This window comes from Clostridium sp. UBA1652 (genome assembly GCF_002320975.1).
GTDB classification, from domain to species: domain Bacteria; phylum Bacillota; class Clostridia; order Clostridiales; family Clostridiaceae; genus Clostridium_T; species Clostridium_T intestinale.
This window is the reverse complement of sequence record NZ_DCLI01000050.1, coordinates 1-18,489: the sequence shown is the minus strand read 5'-3', so window position 1 is coordinate 18,489 and position 18,489 is coordinate 1. Positions and strand designations below refer to the sequence as shown.

Here is an 18,489-nt window from a genome sequence, read left to right as displayed (position 1 = left end):
CTTTTTAGTTTTGCTTATTATTTAAATATGTATAAAATTTTTCTTCTGATAAATTATTTAAGTATATCCACCTTTGTAACTTTCCATTTATTATTTACTTTTTCTATCCCTACTCTAAAATGAGTATATGAATTAGGACTAAACCACTTGTACCCTTCTATAACTAAATTTCCTAAAGACACTGAATCAACTTTTGATAGCATTAACAAGTGAGCATTTATTTTAAGCTCTCCAACAGAATCTGCTAAACCAATTTGTTGCAAAGTAACCACTGAAGCATTTAAAATTGGCTTATTATACTTTTGAAAATATTGTATAGCTTTTTGTCTATCTTCTACTGTAGTATCAGTAAAAAATAAAGACTCCATATCCAATATAATGTAATCTTTCTCAGGTTCTTTGTTTCCAGTATACATAGCATCGTAAGCTAAAATAAGGGGTTCAATTATTCCCATTCCCTCATTTTGTCTTGATACCTTAACTGGCGCTGTGATTGTTACTAATTGAAAAGCTGTAATTAGAGAGATTAATAGTTTCATTAATATCACTTCCTTTTAATATTCTAAATTTAAAAAAAGATTATCTAAAATTAAGATACTGATACTAAATCAACTTTATCAACCTTCCACTTATCATCTTTTACTTTAAGTGTTACTCTAAATCTAGCTGCACCAGTAGGGCTGTTATATCTGTACCCTTCTATAATCATTGCATTATTTTCACTCGCTTCAATATTAGTCATCATTAACAAAGTACCTTTCAGTTTAAGATTACTCAGTTTATCTGCCAAACCAATTTGTTGCAACTTAAATAATGATGCATTTAAAACTGGCTTATTATACTTTTGAAAATATTGTATGGCTTTTTGTCTATCTTCATAGGTGATATCCTTAAAGTATATCGACTCCATATCTAATATAATGTAATCCAATATAGGTTCATTAATCCCTGTAAGCATAGTATCATAGGCTAATATGTATACATCTATGAGATTAGAAAATTTAGTAGTGTTAGGTTCAGTTAATGTACTAGTATTGGTTATTAAATTGAAAGCAATAATCATAGATATTAATAATTTCATTCTCTTCACTTCCTTTATTAAGTATAGTTCTCCATAGAAAAAAGAAGTATTCATCCACCTATATTTAGGTTTTTATCTCAAGTTCTACTGAATTTCTTTAAGCTGATAAACGCTTCAATCTCAATAATCTTCCTCATATTTGTAATTATTTATGCTATAATTTCTTAAATAATCTATTACTTTAAAATAAAGGGGATGTAAATATGAAAAACTATCAATTAATAGAAAAACTTCCTGCAGTAAATGAATTAAATCAATTAAGAACTTTAGTTGGATGGGGAGAAATTAATGAAAATTCTCTAAAGCTAGGCTTGGATAACTCCTTATACAGTGTTTGTATTCTTCTTAATGGAGATGTAGTAGGTACTGCACGCGTTGTTGGTGATAATAGCACCTGCTTTTACATACAAGATGTGATTATTCATCCTGATCACCAACGAAAGGGAATTGGAGCTAGAATCATGGAAAAAATAATGAACTACATATATGAAAATGCTTGTAATGAAGCTGTGGTTGGTTTGATGTCTGTTAAAGGTAAAGAAGAGTTTTATAAAAAATTTGGTTTTTGGACAAGACCAACTGACAATTATGGTGCAGGTATGGTTCAATTTATAGAAAAATAGAGGTAGGTAAAATGGGTTAATTAGTGAATTTGGACAAGTGCATAGAGTTTCTACAGGATTAAGGGTGAAAAGGAATTTGATGAGGCCTGAGGAACGTCCTCTACAGGAATAAGTTTAAAAGGAATTTGATGGAGCTTGAGAAGAAGCTCCTACAGGAATAAGTTTAAAAGGAATTTGATGGAGCTTGAGAAGAAGCTCCTACAGGAATAAGGCTAAACAAGAATTTAATGAGGCTTGAGAAGAAGCCTCTACAGGATTAAGGTGTGTAACTTTTACCCGGACTTTTCCACTATATATTTAGGGGGTGATTTTTTGGAGAGGGTAAGGGAGCTTTATGAATCTTATGAGAAGTTTATTTTTAAATATTTGTATGGATTAACTTTAGATTTCCATTTGTCTGAGGAGCTTACTCAGGAAACTTTTTTTCAGGTTGTAAGATCTTTTCACAGATTTAGAGGTGATTCTCACGTGTCCACTTGGATATATAAAATTGCTAGAAATGTCTACAGCCAACATTATAAAAAAGTAAATCTAAAGACAAGTTCTATTAATGAAGAAATTTATAATATTCCTGACAAAAGTACACCTGAAGATGAATATAACAAAAAAGAACAATCTGAGATGATTGAAAATTGTCTGAAACAAATACCAAAAAATCAACGTGAAGTACTTTGGCTTAGGGATTGGCAAGGCATTTCCTATGAAGAGATAGCCATAATAACTAACCACTCTCTGTCTTGGGTAAAAGTAAATATACACCGTGGAAGAGTGGCTTTTAAAAAAATCTATAGTGAAGGAGGTAATATAAATGAATAAAATTCCTTGTAATTTAATTGAAGATTTACTCCCTTTATATATCGAAGATGCTGTAAATTATGAAACAAAAGAAATAATTGAAACTCACTTAAATGAGTGTGAAAACTGTAACACATTACTTCAAGAGTATTCAAAAGAAGAAATAAAAATAGGAAGTTTTGAAGATACCCTACCTAATCCTAATACATTTAAATTACTTATAAAAAGGCTTAAGAAGTGGAGTATAGCTGTTGTGGCTATAGTATTAACTATTTTTATAGCTATCGGAACAATTGGATACAAAATAGGAGAAAACTCTAAAAATAAGCTTTTAACATCAAAATCTATAGTTAAAACTTTTCAGAATCAAGGTATAATATTAAGTAAAGATAATTCCCCTATAGATGATGAAGATTATATAGGTGGAATTAAACCAACTGTTTATAATGTAAATAATACATCTGATAAATTTCTAATATATATTTTTGATTCCTTTATAATACGTCAAAATATAGTAAATAAAGATATTAAAAATGATTATATACCTTCTCTTAAGTCTATTTCTTATAAAGCAAATAATTCTTTTTTAGTATATAAACCTTCAAAAATACCTGAAGCAGAAGATGAGGTCAATAGTTTACTTAAAACCCTAAACTTAATAGATGATACTGTTTTTAAATATCTAAATGATGGTAAAATACTAAATTTTACTGGTGAAAGTGAAAACTGGGAAGGAACTTTTAAAGTAAAATATTATGAAAATTGGTTTGAGGACGAAAATGGAGTTTCTCATTATGATAGTTATAGTACTACCTATCCATCACTTAAATATAAAAAGTCTGATATAAATAACATTGGTGAACTTACATTTGAGTATGAAGCTGGTAGTCAAAAAGGCAGCTCTAACGGTGCAACACTAAATAATCAAGGCTATGCTGAACCACTTGGAATTAGTGGTGGAACTGGTCTACCTCTTAGAAATACAGATCAAATTAACTTCACTGTAAAATGGAATGATAAAGAAGAAAACTTCTCACTAAAATCCGAAAAATAGTAATTAAATCCAAAGCATCTAACTTTCTAACAATATAAACTGGGACTCTTTAAGCTTCATATCCTATCTTAAAGAGTCCCAGCCATTTTTCTTTATTTTAATCCTTTACATTATGAACCAACTTTTTTCAAAGTTTCATCAACAAACTTCTTAGCTCTTGGAATATCACTTTCATCTAAATGCTCTATTATTAGAGGAATATTAGGATGATTCTTTGCAAGTTTTTCTAAATAAAGCTCATAATTTAAAACTCCAAGCCCAGCTGCTGGAAGTTCTACTGCACCTGCTCCTCTAAAGCTATTATGCTCTGCTGACCCACCTCCAAATTTTTCTCCTTGATCCACTGCTCTCTTACAATCTTTTGCATGAGCTAGTTTTATCTTATCATCAAGAACATGGAACATCTTTTCTATAGTTGGGTTTACGTCATCAATATTTGAGTCATCAAAATAGTTTGTAGGATCTAATAACAGTCCTAAACCAGGATGATTAACCTCTTGAAGAAGCCTTGCAACTTGATCCACAGAACCTACTATATTATTAACATAGTTTTCCACCAAGAATACTGAATCATGTTCATAAGCAAATTTTGCAATGTCAATAGCTATTGCCTTAAATTCTTGATAAGCTTCTTCTGTAGAATTTTTAGGATCATATAACCAGTCACTTTCTGTATTATACGTTCCAGTTTCACTAACCACGTATGGAGTTCCAAATTCTCTAGCATTAGCAAGTATTTCTTTTATATAGCTTATATTTTTCTCTCTTTCTACTGGATCTGGGTGTACTAAATTAGTATAGGCTGATATAGCCACAATTGGAAGATTAGCATCACGAAAGGCATCTCGTACCTTGTTTGCCTTTTCTTTTGTAATATTTCCTCTGCTTAAATCTATATCTTTAAATTCTAGATCTAGCTGAACACAGCTCATTCCATCTTTTTTAGCCTTTTCTATTGTTTCCTCCAAACTATAAGGATAATAACCAGTAAAAATACCAACTGAAATCATATTATTTTTCCCCCTCTAATATTTCTGATAAATATACTGTTCTCTCTTCTTTTATGGATTTATAACAAGCCTCAACGCAAGCAAGAGTTTTTACATTATCCTCTGCGCTAATTTCAGGATCAGTTCCATTTTCTATAGCACAAAGAAGATTTGACATGGTTCCAACAAAAGCATCTGGAAACCATTGTGTTTCCCATTTAGGTTCTACCCACTGATTAGGATAACCTTTACATGCAAGACGCAAGGTACTGCCAGCAAATTCAGGTTCTCTCTTATGCCATCCTATATCGCCTTCTGCAAAACCATCCGTTCCCTCAACTCGCCAATTTATATAATTATTTTTTTTACAGGGTTCTTCTGGCCAAGCCCATACATCATCTAAACTAGTTGCCATCATTCCATCATCATATTTGAAGGTATACTGAACTATTCCATCTGTATGCTCATACTTTGTCCTAGGATCTGTACGGCAAATTGCTGTAATTTTTTCTGGATCTCCAAACAGATAGCGGAATATATCTATATGATGAACCCCCATTGCATAAATCTCAAGTTTTTTGTACTCCTTTAAGAAAGCCTGCCAATCTGGAATAGCTCTCATATCTATGCTTGCTATTACTGGTTTTCCTATTAATCCTTCATCTAATATATATTTAAGGGCCCTCATAGCTTGGTCATATCTCATATTTGAGTTTACGGCAATTGGTATACCAGCTTCTTTCCCTATTCTTACTATTTCCCTGCTTTCCTCAACTGACATAGCTATTGGCTTCTGACAAAGTATTCCCTTTATATGTTTTTTACTGCAGATATATTTAACGATTTCAAGCTGTACATGAGGAGGAACTGCAATATCTATAACCTCTATCTCTTCGTCATCTACAAGTTCACGCCAATCTCTATATATTTTTTTTATACCATGAAGTTCAGCAACCTCCTTACTTTGCTCCATATTTAACGAAGTAATTGCGTAAGGATTAAATCCAGCTTTTCTATACGCTACTAAGTGACAATTTCTAACTATAAACCCAGCACCAATAACTCCTATTTTATAATCCATTCTCTTGGGCATTACTGGCAAAGTAGCTTTTTCTAATTTTTCTCTAATATTGTCCATAAATCCCATCCTTTCTAACCCTTATATATTTATTATAATTCTGGAACTTCATTATCACTAATCTTTTTTCTTCTTTCCACATAAGAATCTAGAATAGTAATGTCCTCTTCCGTAAACCATGCAAATGGATCTGTACTACATGTAAGTGCAAAATTAGCCCAAGCATTTAATGACCCTGAACGAATAACTACTTTAGCCTTTGGTGCAATATTCTCCACTAGATCTTCATGAGTTGTACCCTTAAATAACGCACCAGAACCCGTATATATGCTTTGAACCTCTTCATACAAAGCTGGATGATGAGTTTTTACTTCTGTTGCAAAACTAACTTCCTCCACAAATATTTCTTTACGAAGCATTTTTAAAATCTCTAACACGTCAGCTTGCCCTACATAAAAACCTAAATCTATTCTGTTAGCATCTTTAGGTATTGGGAAACCAGCATCAGTAACCAATATAATATCTGTATGCCCACAAGTAGCTATTGCTTTTGCAAGTTCTGGATGTAAAATTCTATTAGGTCTCATTTAAACCTCACTCTCCTTTTTATAAGATTTTATAAATTCTTCTACTTCTTTTGATTTATGATAAGAGGGTACAGTTTCCCATTTTGTACAGCAAAGAGCAGCTACTGCATTTCCATAATTAACGCCTTCCTCCAAAGTACCTCCCCTTGATAATGCTGTAGCTAAAGAGGCATTAAATGAATCACCTGCTCCATTAGAATCCACAACATCTATTTTGTAAGAATCGACTTTATAAGAACCCTCTTTTGTAAATACTTCTGAACCCTTATCTCCTAAAGTCATAACTACAGCTTTACATCCTGTTTTTAATACTATATCTGCAACCGCTTGGTTAGAAAGTGAAGAACCTAATGGTATTCCCGCCACTATTCTTGCCTCAGTTTCATTAGGAGTAAGAATATCTACAAAACTTAAATCCTTATCTACAAGCTTAACTGCTGGTGCTGGATTTAAAATAGTAATCTTTCCTGACTCTTTTCCTTTTTTAAGAGAATATAGTGCTGTTTCTATGGGTATTTCTAATTGTGCCAATACTACTTTAGACTCATTGATTAATTCTAAATTAATATCAATATCTTCTTTACTAAAAAGATTATTTGCTCCTGGGGCAACTACAATCATATTTTTTGCATTAACATCCTTTACAATAAACCCTGTTCCTGTTGTCTCTTTATCTGTTACTCTAAGTCCAGATATATCAATACCTTCATTTTTCATAAGTTCTATAAACTCTTGTCCGTGAAAATCACTTCCCACTACTCCTATATAGGTTACCTCTGCCCCTAATCTCGTAGCTTGTACAGCCATATCAGAACCTTTTCCTCCAAAAGTTCCTCTATAATCCCATCCTATTAAAGTCTCACCAGCTATAGGTATTCTATCAACTGTCATAACTAAAGCTTTGGCATAGCTACCTATAATACAAACCTTCATTTTCTTCTCCCCTTTCCACATTAATATATTTTAATATGCATTTGGATCTCCTATAAGTCCATCTACAATAGCAGGTCCAGAGCTTGTACCAACCAATTCAGCTCCAGCTTCAAACATTTCTCTCATCTTCTCTAAAGAATTTACTTTGCCTGAAACCTTTACTCTACAAGGTAATGAGATATTTTCTTTTAAGATTTTCACATCTTGAACAGTTGCAGCACAGCCACCAATTCCCCATCCACTTGATTGTTTAACCCAGTCTATCCCAGCTTCACATGCTAATTTTGATGCTTTAACCTTTTGTTCTTCATTTAAAAAACCAAATTCTAGCATAGATTTTACTATAACTCCATTTGCATGAGATATCTCTACTATTTGCTTCATTTCCTCAAAATACTCTTTTTCATATCCTCCTATTAATAAGCCTGGATTAGGAGGAAAATCAAATTGATCTACACCTTCCTTAATCATTTCTTTTAAAGCAGCAAGCTTCATACCTAAAGTATCATTTGCCTGTGGAAAATTTAGAGTTGAAGCAACTTCTATTCCAGTACCTTTTAAAACTTCTTTTGCAAGCCTTATATAGCACGGAGCAATCATAGCTGCCTGAAAATTATACTGCATGCATATTTCTAAATGCTTTAATAGTCCTTCTCTAGTTAAATTAGGATTTACATTTGTAAATTGTATAGCTTTTGCTACTTGACTCTTATCTTTAAAATCAATCATGGTTACCTCTCCTTGTGCTTTTAATTATTTCATGAATCGTTTCATGAATCTATATATAATATATCATTAAAGAAATTGTTAATCAATACCTTTTTAATAAATAAAAAAAATCTCGAGATTTTATTCTCGAGACCTCTACTTCATTATGTTATTTATTTCATCACCCATTATTTTTATAGCTTCATCAATATTAATTTCATCTCTTACTATCTTTCCAAGATATTTTCCTAATATTTCATCATATAACTTAATGTTTATATTTAATTTATCATATCCTTTAAGTAGTCCTCTAATCTTGCTTTGGGCATAACTTTCAAGAACTTTGCTCTTCCAAGGATATAGTCCATCTAAATCTTTATTTAAATAAAAAGATTTTCTACTTGAAATACCTGAAAGTACAGCAAAGGGATTTCCAATTCTTTTACCACAAGCCCACATCATGAAATCAAGTGCTAGAATCTTTGTTTCACTATTACTGTTTAAACCAAGGCCCCAACCCCCTAGTACCGGAGATTTCCCTGGTATCATTGCGCTTCCTATATTTCCCACAACTTTAGACTCCATGGAATCATTTATTCCAAAGGCATAGGAATCATATAAAATAGTCATAGCTACTTCACCACTTTTAAATATACTAGCTATATCTTCCCAACTCTCTATAATTTCATCTTTCTTTATGTATTTAAAACTTTTTTTATAGTCTTCTATAGCAATCTTAACTAATAAAGACTTTAAAGCTATCTTATTATCTTCAACAAACTTTCCTTCGTAGGACCATAGTCTATTTAAGAATTCAATACTATTGTATAAATTCCCTTGATTTATTAATGCAGTTCCATATTTTACTGGAGATCTATCATTAAATTCTCTAGTAAAAAATTCAGCAATCTCATTAAACTCATTCCAATTTGATGGAACATTTAATTCATATCCATATCTTCTTTGAAATTGAAGCTTAATAGAATTATCTTCAAACAAATCTTTCTGATAAAATAAAAGCTGAGTTCCTGTTAGAAAAGGAAGTCCATACAGTTTGCCATCATAAACTCCGTAATTATCTACTATATCATCTATAAAATCTGAAAAGTAACTTAAATTCTTATCTTTTATATTTGATATATCCTCTAAAGCATTGGTATTAGCTAAAACTTCCTTCCATATTACGTCATACATAAAGATATCAATCCCGCTTTCTTTTAGCTTTTCAGGATTTGATACCAATTTCCACAACTCTCTATACTTCATACTATGATATTCTATCTTTATGCCATTTTCCTTTTCATATACTTTAGATAGCTTCGTAAGCACATTGGCAGTTTCAGCATTTAATATAGCTACATGAAGAGTGTTACTGCTATCTACGGAAAATTTACTACCATTATAAAAAGCTTTTTCTTTTATCTTAAATGAAGCTTTCACTGTATTTATGTTTGTGCCGCTTCTTCCCTTTAATCCAATAATTTCAATCATCCTGTGAGAAGCTATATAACCAATTTCATAATTTGAAACCTCTATTAAAGCATCAAATACGTTATCATCTTCAATCCAATTCTCTGTCTTTATACATACTTTATGTATTTTCTTCTCCTCTTCAAATACCTCAATAGCCTTATTAGCACCTTTTGAGAGCATATAACCTCCAATGATTATAACATCAATATCCTCATTTTCATATAAAATCTCATAAGCTGCTTTAAACCCGCTCTCTGCACTGTGATCTCCTACAAACTTATATATTATATCTATGTCAGTTTTTCTTACTAAATCTTTGAGTTTCTCCTTATTTATAATACCTTTTTCTAAAACAATCCCTATTCTTTTAAATCCTAAATTCCTACTCCACTCAAAACACTCCATAAATGCAGGTTCATAATTTACCTGAATTATATCCATACTGCTTTCCAAATGAACAGACTTATTCATTAATACTACAGGTATCTTAAGTTCTTTTAGTTTTTCAAGCCATTTTTTTCTCTTAACTGAAGTATTAACAATTATTCCATCCACACCTAATTGAATGAAATATTCTATATATTTATTCTCTAAAACTTCATTATTATCGGTGGTCTTTATTACAATACTATAACCAAAGCTACGAAGTTCTTTTTCAATTGCAGCAGTCATAAGTTGTATACTTCTATCTTCCATGTTGTTTACAATTACACCAATAAGATAAGTTTCAGTACTCTTAAGACTTCTTGCCTTTGCATCAGGTCTAAAACCTAACTCTCTTATGACTTTTTCAACTTTCTCAATTATTTCAGCATTATTTGTCTTTCCATTAATAACATTTGAAACTGTTCCTACTGACACACCTGCTGCCATTGCCACTTCTTTAATTGTAGCCATATATTTTCCTCTCAATCTATATAAGTTTTAATTCCTACCCTAATCTATAATCATTACTATACCATATGTTTTGCATATTGCAATAGTTTGAAATGTTCAAGAACTTCATTAAGTTTTTCTAATCTTGTATTTTCTTATTTCTATAGTCTTTTGCTCAATTGCGTATAATTTAAGCCATAATCCTGTAGAATAAATTCGTGTCTCTATCAACCCCCTTTTATTTTCTATTCTGTAGAAACCTAGTGGTGCTAAATCAGAAGATTATATAAGTGAAGTTTGGATACCTGTTAAGGAGAAATAACTTCAGCTCCGAATTAAATTTATTAATAAAATAGGCTGTGCCTCCTTTATGATAACTTATTATTAAGGAGACTCAGCCTATTTTATACTCCACTATACGGTAGGAATTCTTCTTTTCAATATCTTTCTAATTTTCTAATTTTGTACGTTTCTGATGTTCTGCACTTCTGCACTGTAGGAGCTTCTTCTCAAGCTCCATCAAATTCCTTCTATTAAAGGATTAGACTGGCGCTGAAAGACGTGCCTACCGAATGTGCAAGTCTCATTAAATTCCTTTTATCTTCTTCTTAGGCCTCATCTTGGGCCCTGTCTTGCACCTTATCTTGGGCCTTATCTTATTTTAACCTAATCTTTAGCCTGTTTAGCTTTTCTATAAAATAAAAGAAAGAGCTACCTTACGATAGCTCCTTCTATATTAATTACATTTCCATGAACATTTTAACATCATCTTCAACGTTTGTTATTCCACCGATTCCAAAGTTTTCAACTAAAACTTTAGCTACATTTGGAGAAAGGAATGCTGGTAATGTTGGTCCTAAGTGAATGTTCTTCACTCCTAAGTATAATAAGCTTAATAATACTATTACAGCTTTTTGCTCATACCAAGCAATGTTGAATGCTATTGGTAATTCATTTATATCTTCAAGTTCAAATACTTCTTTTAATTTTAGAGCGATTAATGCTAATGAGTAAGAATCGTTACATTGACCTGCATCTAATACTCTTGGAATTCCTCCGATATCACCTAAATCTAACTTATTGTATTTGTATTTAGCACAACCAGCTGTTAGGATTACTGTATCACTTGGAATTGCTTTTGCAAAGTCAGTGTAGTAATTTCTTGATTTAGCTCTTCCATCACAACCTGCCATTACGAAGAATTTCTTTATAGCTCCTGATTTAACTGCATCTACAACCTTATCTGCTAATGCAAATACTTGGTTATGTGCAAATCCACCAATTATTTCTCCAGTTTCTATTTCTGTTGGTGCTGCACATTTCTTAGCTAATTCAATTATTTCTGAGAAATCTTTAGCTGCTCCATCTTTACCTTGTTCTATGTGTTTACATCCTTCAAATCCAGAAGCACCAGTTGTAAATAATCTATCTTTGTATGAAGCTTTTGGAGGTACTATACAGTTTGTTGTCATAAGGATTGGTCCATTAAAGCTTTCAAATTCTGTATTTTGTTTCCACCATGCATTTCCATAGTTTCCTACAAAGTGTGAATACTTCTTGAATGCTGGGTAGTAGTGAGCTGGTAGCATTTCTGAGTGAGTATAAACGTCTACTCCAGTTCCTTCTGTTTGTTTTAATAATTCTTCTATATCTTTTAAATCATGTCCAGAAATTAATATTCCAGGGTTAGTTCCAACTCCTATATTAACTTTTGTTAATTCTGGATGTCCATAAGTTCCAGTATTAGCACCATCTAATAATGCCATTGCATCTACTCCAACTTTACCAGTTTCTAAAGTTAAAGCTACTAATTCATCTGCTGTTAAGCTATCATCTAAAGTTTTGCTTAAAGCTTTTTGTAGGAAAGCATCTATTTCTTCATTATTGTAGTTTAATGCGTTAGCATGTTTCATGTATGCTGACATACCTTTTAATCCGTAAGTTACAAGTTCTCTTAAACTTCTTACATCTTCATTTTCAGTAGCTAATACACCTATGCTAGGAGCTTTTGCTTCAAACTCTTCGTTAGTTTCAGCTGTCCATAATGCTGCTGCTGATAAACCTTCTTTGTTAGCTAATTTAGCTAATAATTCATTTTTTATCTTAAGAGTCTCTCTAACTCTGCCGTAAAATACTTCATTATCAAAGTTAGCATTTGTAATTGTTGTAAATAAGTTAATTGTTATATAGTGATTTACATCTTGAGATACTTCTATCCCTTGTTCTCTAGCTTTTGTAGTAATTTCTGATAAACCTCTAGTAGTATATATTAGTAGATCTTGTAGACCTGCAAGTTCTGGTGATTTACCACAAACTCCTCTTACTGTACATCCGCTGCATCCTGCTGTTTCTTGACATTGATAACAAAACATACTCATCTTTTAAAACTCCTCCATTTATATAAATTATTCTTTTTTCATAATCACTTGTCCCTATCGACAATTTTATTATAGAGGGTATAAAAGATATTTTCGGTAACTAAGGTTACAAACAAAAAAAATCTTGCTAAAATAACAAGATTTTTTCATTTATCTAAAATTCAATTATTTCTATGGAATCTTCTTCTTTCATTTTGTCTGTTTCTTTTATAAAATATCTAATACCTATAACTGATATCAGTAATCCAAAGACAGCAAATATTATAGATACAATGACTCCCTTTTCATCTTCGCCTATTACATAATACATAGGGTTTATAATGAAATTATTAAAAGCATGAAGGGCTATACAAAGATATAGTGAATTTGTTTTAACATACACCCAAGAGAACAATACACCAATAATAAAAGCATTAATTCCTTGTTGTAAGTTAAGGTGTATAAACCCAAATAAAAATGATGATATTAATATAGCCCATAGGTCTGAGTAACGCTTTCTAAGACCATTAAATATTATCCCTCTACATACAACCTCTTCAACTATAGGAGCTATAAATATACTGCTAAGTAAAAATCCCCAGGCTTGAATATCATCTATTTGTAGCATATTAAATATGTCTTCTATAAACTGTGGTATAGGAAGTATATTCATTATATGTTCTAAGGTTCCAACATAAAAAATTCTATATCCAAATAATATTAAAATACTAAAAAGTATCATTTTTTTTGTTTTAACTGCTTTTTTCCTTACTTCTTCGGTGTTAGGCAGAGTAAAAATTCTAAAAATTATATATACAAAAAATAAATTACATATAAATTGAAGTATAAAACTTACAGGTATCATGTAGTATTCTTTTTTTATTGCATATATTCCTGTTGAAATAAGCTCAGGTAGCATGGCAAATAGCTGCCAAATAAATAATACCCCTAAAGCTTTGAAGAAACCTATACGTTCAACCTTAAGTCTACCCTTCTCAAATTCACCTAATATGCCAAATACTCTTTTAAGTTTAGTTATCATTTATATCCCCCTTGTGTAATTCATATAGCTTAATAAAACTTTTATTTGATATTACTCCTAATGTTATTATGGGAATTATTGAAATATATACTCCTATATATTCAAAACTATTCACCAAAATTGATACGGGTATGTTTAATACTAAAAAACATATACTCATTTCAAATAACAACCCTATGGTTTTACTTAAATTATTGATTAACATTCTAAAAGACTTAGAATAACTTTTAGCTATATTTTCATAATCCAGTATAAGGACTGGCACTATGTAAAATATAACTATATTATATATAAAATATACTACTAATGCTAACCACTTATATGGGCTTTCAATCATATATAATATTGCAAAGATATAATTAGGACAATAAACTACAAAAAATTTATTCCAATTCTTAAATCCATCTCTACAAAACATTTTTATAGATGCCTTTTGAGAATTAACTAACAAACTTCCGTATCCACTTATTATAAATGTCATTATGAGTATAAAAATTAGATATGTAAGAAGAAACTCTGTGTTTAAAGTAGTTGATAAATATATACCAAGTTCACTTGGAAATCCATCAATTAGATATGATGCAGAAGGTGGTACTCCTATAACTCCAAATTTAAAATTAATGAAATTCATACTTCTTTCAAATTTTTCATTAAATATTTTTCCATATAATATCAAACCTAATATATCTACGAACAGAGGTATACAAATAATAAATAATATCTTATCCTTTAACTCTTCAAATCCCTCTTTTACATATCTACTCATAAATTAGCATCCTTTTTTATTTCTATTTTTTAGTATATAATGTTATTATACCATATATTTACCATAGTCTTAAGGAGAATTTATGAAGAGATTTGTTTTGCCCTTATTATTAATTATCTCTATTATTTCGTTAATAACTACAAATACAATGAAACAAAAACAACTAAATTATGAATATTTAGATAGCGATATGTTATTTTCTACTATAGATAATAAAAGAGTATATACCAAACTAATAAATTCAGAAGAAGAGCCAAAACTTTTGATTTTAACTGAAGATCAAGAGAATGTTAATATTAGAGTTTATGATTTTAATAAATCTTCTTACACTTTAGATAATAATCTAGGTTATATATCTGATGGCAAACCTTTCAAAATAAGAATTTCTAATTTTCCTATGTCTAATATTTATTTATTTAATTCAACTCACATTATAACTTTACCAACTTTCAGTCCGGGAAATATTAATGTGTCATCCCTTAATGAACCTTATAAAGATTTATATCCAACATCTTATTATAACTTTTTTGTTTATGAATCTTCTCCTAACATATTGAAATCAAACTCTAAGGATTTTAACATAGAATATATACTTACTCCAAAAGATGATAATAATTTCATATTGAATATTCACAACATAGTTTCTATTGATACTTTAAACAATACTACTATTTACTATAATAAACCTGAAAGTGGAGGTATGAACCTGTATAGCTATCCCCTAAATACAAGCTATACTCTTAGTCCTCTAGAAAAAGAAACCTTAGCTCATGAAAACATATATTATTCTTCAGAGCTATTTAGTGATAATTATTCAAGAGGTTTATTAAGTATTTCTAAAGAAGAAAACAACCTTTATAACCTTAAACTTTTTTCAGATAATACTACAGATTCTTTAAATATAAAAAGCTCTAAAACTCCTATTGCATCAGGTTATAAAACCTATGCTGGAACTAAGATAGTTTTTAGTTCTTATGATTCCTCTGGAAAGATAATTAGTTATAATCCCTTAGACTCTAGCTACGAAACTTTATGTTATAACCTACCTTATATTGAAAACATAGATGTATGTCCAAGTTTAGGAAATCCTAATAAATATCTTATGTTATTTAGAACTAATGACAATGGTGAAATAAGGTATCACTTATATAACAGCCTAGACCCTTTTGAAAAAGATATAACCAACTTAATTCTAAATTAAAGGACAGCCTCATTGCTGCCCTTTACTATTATTTCTTTCCTTCAAATGCATTTATGTACATCTGTTTTATTTCACTCATAAGTGGATATCTTGGATTAGCTCCTGTACACTGATCATCAAAAGCTTGCTCTACCATTTCATCTAAGCTTGAGTAGAATTTATCTTTTGACACTCCAAATTCTGAGATTGTTTTTGGCATTCCAACTTGAGCCTTTAATTCATCTATCTTTTCTATTAGTCTCTCTATTTTCTCTTCTTGAGTATTTCCTCCAAGGTTTAGATAATCTGCTATTACTCCATATCTCCATTTAACGTTTGGATATTTATATTGTGGAAAAGCAGCTTGTTTTCTTGGATCATCCACAGCATTAAATCTAATTACCTCATTTATTAACAGTGCATTGGCAACTCCATGTGGAACATGGTGCATAGATCCAAGTTTATGTGCCATTGAATGGCATATTCCTAAAAAGGAATTTGCAAATGCCATGCCAGCTATTGTTGCTGCGTGTGCCATCTTTTCTCTTGCCTTTACATTATCATTTCCTTCATTATAAGCTAAAGGTAGGTACTTAAATATAAGCCTTATGGATTCTAATGCTAATCCATTGGTATATTCTGATGCTAATACAGACACATAAGCCTCTATAGCATGAGTTAGGGCATCTACTCCTGAAGCTGCAGTAAGTCCTCTTGGCATGTTCATCATAAGTTCTGCATCTATTATAGCCATATCTGGTGTTAACTCATAATCTGCTAAAGGATATTTCACTCCTGTTTTTTCATCAGTTATAACTGCAAATGGAGTTACTTCTGACCCTGTTCCTGCTGAGGTTGGAATGGCTACAAAATAAGCTTTTTCACCCATGGTTGGGAACTTATATACCCTCTTTCTAATATCCATAAACCTCATGGCTAAATCTTCAAATTTAACTGATGGATGCTCATATAATACCCACATTATTTTAGCAGCATCCATTGGAGAACCTCCACCTAATGCTATTATTACATCTGGTTTAAATCTCTCCATTTCTTCAGCACCTTTTTTAGCTGTAGCTATGGTTGGGTCTGGCTCAACATCAAAAAATATTTTATAATCTATTTTACCTTCTTCTAATATCCTAACTAGATTAGTAGTATATCCTAAATCATATAACACCTTATCAGTAACTATAAAGGCTCTCTTTTTACCCATGTCTCCAAGTTCTCTTAATGCAACTCCTAGAGAACCATATTTAAAGTAAATCTTATCTGGAACTCTAAACCAAAGCATATTTTCTCTCCTCTCAGCCACATGTTTTATATTTAATAGGTGCTTAGGTCCAACATTTTCAGAAACAGAGTTTCCTCCCCACGAACCACAGCCTAGAGTTAGAGATGGAGCTAGTTTAAAGTTATATATATCTCCTATAGCTCCTTGTGAAGCTGGCATGTTTACTATGGTTCTAGCAGTTTTCATTGCTATCCCAAACTTCTCTATTCTGTCTTGTGATCTTAACTGATCTGTATATAAAACTGATGTATGACCAAACCCTCCAAGTTCTATAAGTCTTGCCCCTTTTATTAATGCCTCTTCAAAATTTTGAACTTTGTACATAGCTAATATTGGGGATAACTTTTCATGAGAGAAGGGTTCCTCCATTTCTACAGATTCAACTTCTCCAACTAATACCTTAGCTTCTTCCGGAACTTTAACTCCAGCTATTTCTGCTATTTTATAAGCACTTTGGCCTACTATGTTTGAGTTTAATCCACCTTTATCATTTAAAATTATATTTCTTACTTTCTCAACTTCTTCTCCCTTTAATATGTAAGCTCCTCGTTCCTTTAATTCTGCTTTAACTTTATCATATATTGACTCCATAACTATAATTGATTGTTCTGAGGCACATATAACTCCATTATCAAAGGTTTTAGATAATAGTATTGAATTTACAGCCATTTTGATGTGTGCTGTTTCATCAATTATTGCTGGTGTATTACCTGCACCTACTCCTAAAGCTGGTTTTCCTGAGGAGTAAGCTGCCTTTACCATGGCTGGACCTCCAGTAGCTAGTATTATATCAGCTTCCTTCATTACAAGCTGTGAGAGCTCCACAGAAGGTTCATCTATCCACCCAATTATATTCTCTGGTGCTCCTGCCTTTACAGCTGCTTCTAAAACTATTTTTGCAGCTTGTATAGTTGCATTTTTAGCTCTTGGATGAGGTGAAAAGATTATTCCGTTTCTAGTTTTTAATGAAATCAAAGCTTTAAAAATAGCCGTTGAAGTTGGATTTGTTGTTGGAACAATTGCCGCAACAACACCTATAGGCTCAGCTACCTTAGTTATTCCAAAAGAAGCATCATGCTCTAAAATACCACAGGTGTGCATATCTTTGTATTGATTGTATATGTATTCAGATGCAAAATGATTTTTTATAACCTTATCCTCTACAATACCCATTCCAGTTTCTTCTACAGCTGCTTTAGCTAATTTAATTCTTGCATTATTTGCTGCAATAGCTGCTGCCCTAAAAATATCATCAACCTTTTCCTGAGAAAAAGATGAGAATTTTCTTTGTGCTTCCCTAACTAATCTTAGTTTTTCCATTAGTTCCTCAACATTTGTAACTTTCATACTAACCTCCTAAAAGTTTGAATATTTTCTATTCTAGTATTTACCCTTTTAGTATTATTATGAATAAAAAAAGATAGCCTAGACTGCAATGTCATTAAGTTAAGAAATAAATATTATAGTTATGGACAGAGTATGTTTACAAATACATACCTGTTCTTTTTTTTGCATAACAATTTACGTACAATAATTTTTATCAAAATAATAGAAAAAGCTTGACAAATAGTTAGGAAAATGTGGCGAAGCCCCTTAAATATATAGATTTTTAAGGAGGTTCGCAAATGAACAAATATGCAAATTTTATAAAGG

The 18,489-nt window shown here is 31.2% G+C and carries 16 protein-coding genes; 4 read left to right on the top strand and 12 right to left on the bottom strand.

The genetic code is table 11. The annotated features are described in order from the left end of the window. Positions 1-53 precede the first annotated feature (53 nt). Positions 54-539, bottom strand: coding sequence for a hypothetical protein (locus tag B3N22_RS09490; protein ID WP_286906583.1), 486 nt, complete (start codon positions 537-539; stop codon positions 54-56). A gap of 50 nt (positions 540-589) precedes the next feature. After that, positions 590-1,081 carry a hypothetical protein gene (locus B3N22_RS09485; RefSeq protein ID WP_286906581.1) on the bottom strand — a complete coding sequence of 164 codons (492 nt, stop codon included), beginning with the start codon at positions 1,079-1,081 and terminating at the stop codon, positions 590-592. 203 nt (positions 1,082-1,284) lie between these two features. On the opposite strand from B3N22_RS09485, the gene B3N22_RS09480 reads away from it, so the two are divergent. The 3 genes from B3N22_RS09480 (at position 1,285) to B3N22_RS09470 (ending at position 3,553) form a co-directional block, all read left to right on the top strand. After that, a complete protein-coding gene (locus B3N22_RS09480; RefSeq protein WP_286906579.1) occupies positions 1,285-1,704 on the top strand; it encodes a GNAT family N-acetyltransferase in 420 nt (139 codons plus the stop codon). Between the two features lie 312 nt (positions 1,705-2,016). Continuing rightward, positions 2,017-2,520 carry an RNA polymerase sigma factor gene (locus tag B3N22_RS09475; protein WP_286906577.1) on the top strand — a complete coding sequence of 168 codons (504 nt, stop codon included), beginning with the start codon at positions 2,017-2,019 and terminating at the stop codon, positions 2,518-2,520. Next, a complete protein-coding gene (locus B3N22_RS09470) occupies positions 2,513-3,553 on the top strand; it encodes a zf-HC2 domain-containing protein (protein ID WP_286906575.1) in 1,041 nt (346 codons plus the stop codon). Before B3N22_RS09475 ends, B3N22_RS09470 begins: the two co-directional genes overlap by 8 nt. Before the next feature lie 110 nt (positions 3,554-3,663). On the opposite strand, the gene B3N22_RS09465 is transcribed toward B3N22_RS09470, so the two are convergent. From B3N22_RS09465 to B3N22_RS09425, 9 genes are all read right to left on the bottom strand, one after another. Then, complete coding sequence (locus B3N22_RS09465; protein WP_286906573.1) at positions 3,664-4,563, bottom strand: sugar phosphate isomerase/epimerase family protein; 900 nt, start codon at positions 4,561-4,563, stop codon at positions 3,664-3,666. Between the two features lies 1 nt (position 4,564). Next, positions 4,565-5,680: a Gfo/Idh/MocA family protein gene (locus B3N22_RS09460; RefSeq protein WP_286906571.1), complete on the bottom strand. Its 1,116-nt coding sequence runs from the start codon at positions 5,678-5,680 to the stop codon at positions 4,565-4,567. Between the two features lie 32 nt (positions 5,681-5,712). Continuing rightward, positions 5,713-6,207, bottom strand: a complete 495-nt coding sequence (gene rbsD / locus B3N22_RS09455; RefSeq protein WP_286906569.1) for a D-ribose pyranase — start codon at positions 6,205-6,207, stop codon at positions 5,713-5,715. After that, complete coding sequence (locus tag B3N22_RS09450) at positions 6,208-7,140, bottom strand: ribokinase (RefSeq protein ID WP_286906567.1); 933 nt, start codon at positions 7,138-7,140, stop codon at positions 6,208-6,210. A gap of 30 nt (positions 7,141-7,170) precedes the next feature. Beyond that, complete coding sequence (gene deoC / locus B3N22_RS09445; protein WP_286906565.1) at positions 7,171-7,869, bottom strand: deoxyribose-phosphate aldolase; 699 nt, start codon at positions 7,867-7,869, stop codon at positions 7,171-7,173. 135 nt (positions 7,870-8,004) lie between these two features. Beyond that, positions 8,005-10,218 (bottom strand): extracellular solute-binding protein, encoded by a 2,214-nt coding sequence (locus B3N22_RS09440; RefSeq protein WP_286906563.1) that lies wholly within the window; start codon positions 10,216-10,218, stop codon positions 8,005-8,007. Positions 10,219-10,937: 719 nt separating this feature from the next. Next, positions 10,938-12,569, bottom strand: coding sequence for a hydroxylamine reductase (gene hcp, locus B3N22_RS09435; protein ID WP_286906640.1), 1,632 nt, complete (start codon positions 12,567-12,569; stop codon positions 10,938-10,940). 160 nt (positions 12,570-12,729) lie between these two features. Continuing rightward, the gene (locus B3N22_RS09430; protein ID WP_286906561.1) at positions 12,730-13,596 is read right to left on the bottom strand and encodes a CPBP family intramembrane glutamic endopeptidase; all 867 of its coding nucleotides are present in this window, start codon (positions 13,594-13,596) and stop codon (positions 12,730-12,732) included. Further along, positions 13,586-14,362 carry a hypothetical protein gene (locus B3N22_RS09425; RefSeq protein ID WP_286906560.1) on the bottom strand — a complete coding sequence of 259 codons (777 nt, stop codon included), beginning with the start codon at positions 14,360-14,362 and terminating at the stop codon, positions 13,586-13,588. The genes B3N22_RS09430 and B3N22_RS09425 overlap by 11 nt, the downstream gene beginning before the upstream one ends. Positions 14,363-14,444: 82 nt before the next feature. On the opposite strand from B3N22_RS09425, the gene B3N22_RS09420 reads away from it, so the two are divergent. Next, positions 14,445-15,563: a hypothetical protein gene (locus B3N22_RS09420; RefSeq protein ID WP_286906558.1), complete on the top strand. Its 1,119-nt coding sequence runs from the start codon at positions 14,445-14,447 to the stop codon at positions 15,561-15,563. Positions 15,564-15,591: 28 nt separating this feature from the next. Here B3N22_RS09420 and adhE read toward each other — a convergent pair whose 3' ends face one another. Next, on the bottom strand, positions 15,592-18,183 hold the full coding sequence (adhE, locus tag B3N22_RS09415; RefSeq protein WP_286906556.1) for a bifunctional acetaldehyde-CoA/alcohol dehydrogenase: 2,592 nt from the start codon (positions 18,181-18,183) through the stop codon (positions 15,592-15,594). Between the last annotated feature and the right edge of the window lie 306 nt (positions 18,184-18,489).

What these genes read in the sequence shown, in the direction of transcription:
- B3N22_RS09490 (WP_286906583.1), bottom strand. Translation starts at nt 539, where the DNA reads ATGAAACTATTAATCTCTCTAATTACAGCTTTTCAATTAGTAACAATC.
- B3N22_RS09485 (WP_286906581.1), bottom strand. Translation starts at nt 1,081, where the DNA reads ATGAAATTATTAATATCTATGATTATTGCTTTCAATTTAATAACCAAT.
- B3N22_RS09480 (WP_286906579.1), top strand. Translation starts at nt 1,285, where the DNA reads ATGAAAAACTATCAATTAATAGAAAAACTTCCTGCAGTAAATGAATTA.
- B3N22_RS09470 (WP_286906575.1), top strand. Translation starts at nt 2,513, where the DNA reads ATGAATAAAATTCCTTGTAATTTAATTGAAGATTTACTCCCTTTATAT.
- B3N22_RS09465 (WP_286906573.1), bottom strand. Translation starts at nt 4,563, where the DNA reads ATGATTTCAGTTGGTATTTTTACTGGTTATTATCCTTATAGTTTGGAG.
- B3N22_RS09460 (WP_286906571.1), bottom strand. Translation starts at nt 5,680, where the DNA reads ATGGACAATATTAGAGAAAAATTAGAAAAAGCTACTTTGCCAGTAATG.
- rbsD (WP_286906569.1), bottom strand. Translation starts at nt 6,207, where the DNA reads ATGAGACCTAATAGAATTTTACATCCAGAACTTGCAAAAGCAATAGCT.
- B3N22_RS09450 (WP_286906567.1), bottom strand. Translation starts at nt 7,140, where the DNA reads ATGAAGGTTTGTATTATAGGTAGCTATGCCAAAGCTTTAGTTATGACA.
- deoC (WP_286906565.1), bottom strand. Translation starts at nt 7,869, where the DNA reads ATGATTGATTTTAAAGATAAGAGTCAAGTAGCAAAAGCTATACAATTT.
- B3N22_RS09440 (WP_286906563.1), bottom strand. Translation starts at nt 10,218, where the DNA reads ATGGCTACAATTAAAGAAGTGGCAATGGCAGCAGGTGTGTCAGTAGGA.
- hcp (WP_286906640.1), bottom strand. Translation starts at nt 12,569, where the DNA reads ATGTTTTGTTATCAATGTCAAGAAACAGCAGGATGCAGCGGATGTACA.
- B3N22_RS09430 (WP_286906561.1), bottom strand. Translation starts at nt 13,596, where the DNA reads ATGATAACTAAACTTAAAAGAGTATTTGGCATATTAGGTGAATTTGAG.
- B3N22_RS09425 (WP_286906560.1), bottom strand. Translation starts at nt 14,362, where the DNA reads ATGAGTAGATATGTAAAAGAGGGATTTGAAGAGTTAAAGGATAAGATA.
- B3N22_RS09420 (WP_286906558.1), top strand. Translation starts at nt 14,445, where the DNA reads ATGAAGAGATTTGTTTTGCCCTTATTATTAATTATCTCTATTATTTCG.
- adhE (WP_286906556.1), bottom strand. Translation starts at nt 18,183, where the DNA reads ATGAAAGTTACAAATGTTGAGGAACTAATGGAAAAACTAAGATTAGTT.